The sequence below is a fragment of the Cellulomonas terrae genome (assembly GCF_007990265.1).
GTDB classification, from domain to species: domain Bacteria; phylum Actinomycetota; class Actinomycetes; order Actinomycetales; family Cellulomonadaceae; genus Cellulomonas; species Cellulomonas terrae.
In genome coordinates this window covers 442,457-449,260 of sequence record NZ_BJWH01000001.1, presented here as the reverse complement: position 1 = coordinate 449,260, position 6,804 = coordinate 442,457, and the positions used below count along the sequence as shown (strand labels likewise).

5 protein-coding genes are annotated in these 6,804 nt (G+C 74.2%); 3 read left to right on the top strand and 2 right to left on the bottom strand.

All coding sequences use genetic code 11. The features are described from left to right. Positions 1 to 31 precede the first annotated feature (31 nt). Positions 32 to 1,282, bottom strand: a complete 1,251-nt coding sequence (gene aztD / locus CTE05_RS02180; RefSeq protein ID WP_146844448.1) for a zinc metallochaperone AztD — start codon at positions 1,280 to 1,282, stop codon at positions 32 to 34. 65 nt (positions 1,283 to 1,347) lie between these two features. Here aztD and CTE05_RS02175 point away from each other — a divergent pair, with 65 nt between their 5' ends. Both CTE05_RS02175 and CTE05_RS02170 read left to right on the top strand, forming a co-directional pair. After that, the gene (locus tag CTE05_RS02175) at positions 1,348 to 2,829 is read left to right on the top strand and encodes an outer membrane protein assembly factor BamB family protein (protein ID WP_146844447.1); all 1,482 of its coding nucleotides are present in this window, start codon (positions 1,348 to 1,350) and stop codon (positions 2,827 to 2,829) included. A gap of 22 nt (positions 2,830 to 2,851) precedes the next feature. Further along, the gene (locus CTE05_RS02170) at positions 2,852 to 4,339 is read left to right on the top strand and encodes an outer membrane protein assembly factor BamB family protein (RefSeq protein ID WP_146844446.1); all 1,488 of its coding nucleotides are present in this window, start codon (positions 2,852 to 2,854) and stop codon (positions 4,337 to 4,339) included. A gap of 9 nt (positions 4,340 to 4,348) precedes the next feature. Here CTE05_RS02170 and CTE05_RS02165 read toward each other — a convergent pair whose 3' ends face one another. Then, positions 4,349 to 5,125, bottom strand: coding sequence for an aldo/keto reductase (locus CTE05_RS02165; RefSeq protein WP_186814697.1), 777 nt, complete (start codon positions 5,123 to 5,125; stop codon positions 4,349 to 4,351). 59 nt (positions 5,126 to 5,184) lie between these two features. Between CTE05_RS02165 and CTE05_RS02160 the strand changes: the two genes are divergently transcribed. Beyond that, entirely contained in the window at positions 5,185 to 6,675 is a 1,491-nt protein-coding gene (locus CTE05_RS02160) for a glycosyltransferase family 39 protein (RefSeq protein ID WP_186814696.1), read from the top strand. Positions 6,676 to 6,804 lie beyond the last annotated feature (129 nt).

The window sequence follows — 6,804 nt, the reverse complement described above, 5'->3', positions numbered from 1 at the left end:
CCCCCGGGGTTCCGCCGGGGGCGCCCGCCGGTCAGTGGGAGTGCGTGGCGCCGGTGACGCCGGTGAGCTCGTTCGGGGTGACCGTCAGCTCGACGCTCTTCCAGATCTCGCCGGTGGCGGGGTCGACGACGTGCAGGCGACGCTGCGCGGGGTCCGTCACGTACGCCATCCCGTCGAGCACGCGCAGGGTCGGGCGGGGCTGCTGCCAGTCCTCGGGCTCGGTCCACGGCTCGACCACCGGGGTGGACCGGACGAGCTGACCCGTCCCGGGGTCGACGACGTGCAGCGCGCCGTCGGTCCCGAGCACCAGCGCGGACCCGTCCGCGCCGCGGCCGAGGGACCGGAACGAGTAGCTGGCCGGCAGGTCGACCAGCCGCAGGGTGCCGGCGACGGTGTCGACGAGGGAGACGCGCGTCGGTCGCTCGAGCTCGGCGTCGGGGTCGGACTTGTAGTCGCCGAGCACCACCGGGGACGCCTCGGTGCCGGCCTGGTTGCCGATGCGGCCGTAGGCGTCCGGGGACGCGACCTTCGTGATGGTGCCGGCGCGGTAGACCAGGACGCCGTCCTCGCAGCCGACGACGACCGCCTCGTCGGCGGCGACCGCCTCGCCGTGCACGCCGGGGCACGCGTCCGAGCGGCCGGTCTCGGTGCCGTCCGCGTCGAGCACCCGGATGCCGGTCCGGGCGTCCTCGGTCCCTTCGCTGACGACGATCGTGCCGTCCTCGAGCTCGACCGCGACGCCGTGGTGCGCCGACGGGGTGGTCAGGGTGCGCGCGTCGGCAGGCCCGTCGGCGACGTGCGCGCTGTCGACCACGGTGACCGTGCCGGTGCCGTCGTCGAAGAGGGCTGTGCGCCCGTCGTGGGGGACCACGTGCCCGGGCTTCTCGGCGGGGAAGACGGTCCCGGTCAGCTCGGGGTCGGCTGCGTAGTAGTGGGAGTGGTCCCCGTGGGCGTCGGCCCAGACCCCGGCGTCGAGGACGGTGAAGCCCTCGTCCGTGGAGACGAGCACGTGCCGGCCGTCGCCGGCCTCGTTGACACGGGTGAAGCCCTCCAGCGGGAGGTCCGCGAGGGTCTCGAGCGTGCTCGCGTCGAGCACCTGCAGGCCGCCGTCGTAGGTGAGGACGAGGCGCGACTCCAGGGTCGCGGTCTCGCGCGCGTCGGACGTGCTCTCGGGGGTCGTGGGGTCGGCCGGTGTGCCCGCGCAGGCGGCGAGCAGGGTCAGGGGCAGGGCGAGCCCGGCGATGGTCGTCCGGCGTCGCAGGGCAGCTCTCGTGGAGGTCATGGCGTGACCGTAACAGCGAATGAGAACAAATATCAACAAGGCTCCGGGGCGAGTAAAATCCCGACATGGACCGCCGCGTGGGGACGCAGGAGGTCGAGCTCGTCGAGGGCGCGGCCGAGCCGTCCCTGCCGGTCGCGGGTACCCCGCGGGTGCGGCGCTGGTGGTTCGCCGGGGGCGTCGTCGCGCTCGTGCTGGTGCTCGCCGGGGTGCAGGGGATGGTCGACGCCCGAGAGCGCACCGCGGTGACGCACCTCGCTGCCGTGCCCGGCGCCCTCCACCCGCTGGGGGACGAGCTCGAGGTCGTGCGCCGGCTCGGGGAGGAGGAGACGAGGTCCCTGGCGAGCTCGATCCCGGTGGCGGACCACACCTGGGCGGGCATCCGGATCGGCGCGGACGGGTCCCAGTCCTTCACCGCGACCGATCTCCGCTCCGGGCAGGCGGTCTGGTCCACGCCGCTGCTCGGGCCGCACGCCGGTCGCGCCGCGGGCCGCGACAAGAGCAGCGGCGGAGGGTGCCGGCCGGGCGCCCCGGAGCCCTCGGCGGCCGAGGCGACGTGGGCCGTGTGCACCGTCACGGACGGGTACAGCACGTTCTCGACCGCGACGGGGGAAGAGCGCGTGCCGGCGACGACCACCCGGGTCGCGGTCCTCGACACCGGCGACGGGCACCTGCTCGCCGACTGGGCCGTCGCGCACGACGCCCTGATCGACGTGCTGCCGGGCCTGGTGCTCGTCGGGCTCCGGCGCGACGGGGACGTCGAGATCGTCGCGCACGACGCCCGGACCGGGGCGCAGCGGTGGCGCCACGAGGACTCGCCCGCCGGGTCCGCGTCCCGTCCGGCCGCGTCCTGGTCGTTCGTCGCCGCCGGCGACGTCGTCGCGTACCCCGACGGGGCCCACCTGACGGTGCTGTCCGCGAGCGGAGAGGTCGTCCGCACGGACCTGCCGGCACCGGGGCGCGAGATCCTCGTCACCGATCCCGCGACCGGCCTGCCGGCCCTGCCGGCGCGGCTGGGCGAGGACGGGGACACCACGAGCACCACCACGCTCCTCGCGCGCGACGCCGACCCCGCCCGCGACCGCGTGCTCGCCGGCCGCATCCTGAGCGTCACGGTCGACGACGGGAGCGTGCCCGGTCTGGTGCTGAGCACGCGGGACAAGCTGTACGCCTGGGACGAGGAGACCGGCCGGGCACGGTGGGACCGCGAGGTGCGCGCGGGATACGACGCGCTCGTCGTGCGGGGACGCGTCTACGTGTGCGACGCAGGGTCCGTGGTCGCGCTCGACGGCCGCACCGGGGAGACGGTGTGGGAGGCCGAGGCCCCGTCCTGCTTCTACTCCGGCCTGACGACCGACGGCCACAGTCTCCTGATGACCTCGATCACCACCGGCACCACGGGGCCTGGCGGCATGACGGGGTACGACTTCGCCACCGGCGAGGTCACGCGCCGGTTCGGGCTCCCTGCGGGGATCGTCCAGCTCGCGGCGCACGACGGGCAGCTCCTGGGCTACTCCCGGACCTTCGAGGAGGTCGTCCTCCTGGAGTGAGCGGGCCAGGTACAGTCCCGCCATGGCGCGCGGTGGCGACATGCAGGAGGTCGAGCTGCTCGACGGTGACGTCGATGTCACCGAGCAGCCCGACGTGCCCGCGCGCAGCAGGCGGGGACTGTGGTGGGTCGCGGCCGGCGCCGCAGCGGTCGCCCTCTCGCTCGTCGGCACACAGCTCGTCGTCGACGCCCGCGAGGACGCGGCGGCCGCACGGCTCGCCTCCGTCCCCGGCGTCTTCCCACCGCTCGGCGACGAGCTCGTCGTGGTGCGCACGATCTCTCAGGCGGACGCCACGAACCTCTGGTCAGGAGTCGTCATCGGTGCCGGTCGCACAGCCGCTCTCGTCGTCGCGCAGGACGGGTCGCAGTCGTTCACGGCGACCGACCAGCGCACCGGCGAGGCGCTCTGGTCGACGCCGCTGGTCGGGCCGGACGCGCGGCGGGCGGAAGCGCCGGCGAACGGGTTCGGCGGCGGGTGCCAGGGCGACGCGGCGAGGGGGGAGCAGGCGACGGTCGCCGTATGCCTCGCCACCGACGGGTTCGTGCACTACGCGGACGACGGCACGGAGGAGCGGTACCCCGCGACCACCAGCCGAGCGGTGGTGATCGACCTCGGCGACGGGCACGTCGTCACCGAGTGGGCCGTCGAGCAGTCCGCGCAGCTGGCCGTCGTCGGCGACCTCGTCGTCGTCGGGACGCGTGACGAGGAGCGGGGCGTCGTCGTCGTCGCGCACGACGTGCGGACCGGCGACGAGCAGTGGCGCTACCAGGAGCCCTTCGACGCCGACGCCCGCGTCACGTCGTCCGAGCGGCAGTACTGGGGGCTGTTCGCCGCCGGGGCCACCGTCGCCGTGTACGACGCCGACGGCCTCCTTCTCCTGTCGTCGACCGGACAGCTCGTCCGCGACGACCTCCGGACCGCGACCCGCGACGCCAGCTTCAGCACCGACCCCGTCACGGGCACGTTCGCGATCACGTCCTACGCGAGCACGGGTGCGCGGACCACGACCCTGCTCGCCCCCGACGCCGACCCCTCCGGCGACGTCGTGCTGCGCGGCGAGCCCGTCCCGGTGACGGTGGACGACGGCAGCCTGCCGGGCGTGGTGCTCACCTACCTCAGCCACGCGTACGCCTGGGACCGCCGGACCGGAGAGCAGCTGTGGGAGGCCGAGGTCCAGCCCGGCTACAACGCCCTGGTGATCCGAGGACGTGTCTACCTGACCACCTCGACCGAGATCGTCTCGCTCGACGGCCGCAGCGGCGACGTCGTCTGGCGCACCCCGCTGCCGTCCACCGGCGAGGGGTCGCTCGCCACCGACGGTCGCGACCTCCTGCTGCTGTCGCCGGCGTACGACGGCAGCGGAGAGGCCGGGGTGACCGTCCTCGACCTCGCGAGCGGCGACGAGGTGCGGACGGTCGCGTTCCCGGACGGCGTGTCCGACATCCAGCTGATGCACGGGATGCTCGTCGGCTGGTCGTCCCAGACCGACGAGGTCACCCTCGTCGAGTGACGCGACGGCTCACCCGAGCGCGTCGATCGCCGCCATCTGCGCATCCGTGAGCGTGAACCCCAGGACGTCGAGGTTCGACGCGATCCGCTCCGGCGTCGTCGACTTCGGGATGACCACGACGTCGTGCTGGACGTGCCAGCGCAGCACCACCTGCGCGGGCGTCACGCCGTGGGCCTGCGCGGCGTCGGTCAGCGCCGGCGCGGCCAGGTCCGTGCGCTTGAGCGGGCTGTACCCCTCGACGACGATGCCGCGCTCGCGGTGGGCCGCGAGCAGGTCCGGGTCGTGGTCGCGCGGGCTGTACGGGACCTGGTTCACGGCGGGGGCCTCGCCGGTGGCCGCGATGAGCTCGTCGAGCTGCGCGAGCGAGTAGTTGGACACGCCGATCGACCGGACGAGGCCCTCGTCGCGGACCTCCCGGAACACCTGCCACGTCTCCGGTGACGCCTGCTTGTTCGGCGGCCAGTGGATCAGCCAGAGGTCCAGGTGGTCCGTGCCCAGCGCGGCGAGCGACTCGGTCAGCGTCTGGCGGGCGCGGCGCGCGTGGTCCGGGGGGAGCTTGGTGGTGACGAAGACGTCGTCGCGGTCGATCCCGACGGTTGCCAGGGCGCGGCCCACCTCCGCCTCGTTGCCGTAGCCGGTGGCGGTGTCGATGTGGCGGTAGCCGAGCTGCAGGGCCGCGCTGACCGCACGTTCCGCGGCACCGCCCTCCGACTGCCAGGTACCGAGGCCGATGACAGGGATCTGCCCGCCGGGCAGGGTGAGGGTGGGGACCTGTGCGTTGATCATGGGCTCCAGTGTCACCCGGCACCTCCCGCCGCGCGCGGCCGGTTGGCTACGCTCCCCGGGTGGTCGTCGCCGACGTCGGCCGGCGTCGCGGCGCACCCGTGCCCGTGGCTCCGTTCGCGACGCTCTGGGTCCTCGTCACCGCGGGCGCGCTGCTCGCGGTGCTCGTCGCCCTGTCCGGCCGCTACGGCCCGCACCGCGACGAGCTCTACTTCGTCGCCGCCGGCCGGCGCCTCGCGTGGGGCTACCCGGACCAGCCGCCGTTGACCCCGCTGATCGCGCGGGCGACCGACCTCGTGGCTCCGGGGTCCCTCGTCGCGCTGCACCTGCCCAGTGCGCTCGCAGCCGCGGCCGTCGTCGTGCTGTCCGCCCTGACCGCGCGCGAGCTGGGCGGTCGGACCGGGGCGCAGCTGCTCACGGCCGTCGCGACGGGGACCGGCGTGGTCGTCGTGACGCTCGGGCACATCCTGTCGACGACCACGATCGACGTCCTCTTCTGGGTCGCGATCGTCTTCGTGGTGCTGCGGACCCTGTCCCGGGACGCGCCGCGGGGGTGGCTGCTCGTCGGGCTGCTCGGCGGGATCGGGCTGCTCGACAAGCACCTCGTCGCGTTCCTGCTGGCAGCCGTCGTCGTCGGCGTCGCGCTGACCCCGCAGGTCCGGCACCACCTGCGCTCGCCGTGGGCCTGGGCGGGGGTGGGCCTGGCGGTGCTGCTCTGGCTGCCGAACCTGCTGTGGCAGGCGACGCACGGCTGGCCGCAGCTGGAGCTCGCCGCCGACATCCGCGACGAGTACTCGGGGGCAGGTCCGCGGCTCGAGTTCGTCGGCCTCCTGCTCGTGCAGCTCAGCCCGGTCGCTGCGGTGCTGTGGGTCTACGGGCTCGTGCGCCTGCTGCGGGTGCCTGCGCTGGTCCGGGCGAAGCCGCTGGCGTGGGCGTTCCTCGTGCTGGTCGCCGTGTTCCTGGTGACCGGTGGCAAGGCGTACTACGTCGTCGGCTCGGTACCCGTGCTGCTGGCGGCGGGTGCGTGCGGGCTGGAGGAGCGGTGGTCGCGACGCGGGCTCGTCGTGTCCGCTGCGGTCCTCGCGCTGAGCGCGTTCGTCGCGTGGCCCGCGGCGCTCCCGCTGCTGCCCGAGCGGACGTTCGGGGCGTCGGTCTACCCGGAGCTCAACGACGACCAGGCGGAGATGATCGGCTGGCCCGCACTCGTGGACGCGGTGGACCGGGCCGTGACCGACAGCGGCGCCGCTCTCGTCGTCACGTCGAACTACGGCGAGGCGGGTGCGCTCGAGTGGTACGGGTCCGACGTGCCCGTGTTCAGCGGGCACAACGGGTACGCGGCGTGGGGCCCGCCGGCCCCCGACGTCGTCGGGCCGGTGGTCCTGGTCGGGTACGACGAGGCCCCGGGCTGGGCGGTCGGGTGCCGGGGCGCGGGTCGTGTCGACAACGGTGTCGACGTCGACAACGAGGAGCAGGGCGGGCTCGTGCAGGTGTGCGCCGGGCCGCGCGGTTCCTGGGCCGACGTGTGGGGCGAGGTCAGCCACCTCGACGCGTGACGCCTCGCCGTTGCTCCGATCGTGGACTTGCACTGGCTTCCTGCCGCGCGGGACGCACCACACAGTCCTCTCCAGACGATCTCTTGCGTCGATCTGCGTAAGTTCTTGCCGTCTGCTATCCGATCTTGT

Bases quoted from the DNA above. Each gene is read 5' to 3' on its own strand.
- aztD (WP_146844448.1), bottom strand. From the start codon at position 1,282: ATGACCTCCACGAGAGCTGCCCTGCGACGCCGGACGACCATCGCCGGG.
- CTE05_RS02175 (WP_146844447.1), top strand. From the start codon at position 1,348: ATGGACCGCCGCGTGGGGACGCAGGAGGTCGAGCTCGTCGAGGGCGCG.
- CTE05_RS02170 (WP_146844446.1), top strand. From the start codon at position 2,852: ATGGCGCGCGGTGGCGACATGCAGGAGGTCGAGCTGCTCGACGGTGAC.
- CTE05_RS02165 (WP_186814697.1), bottom strand. From the start codon at position 5,125: ATGATCAACGCACAGGTCCCCACCCTCACCCTGCCCGGCGGGCAGATC.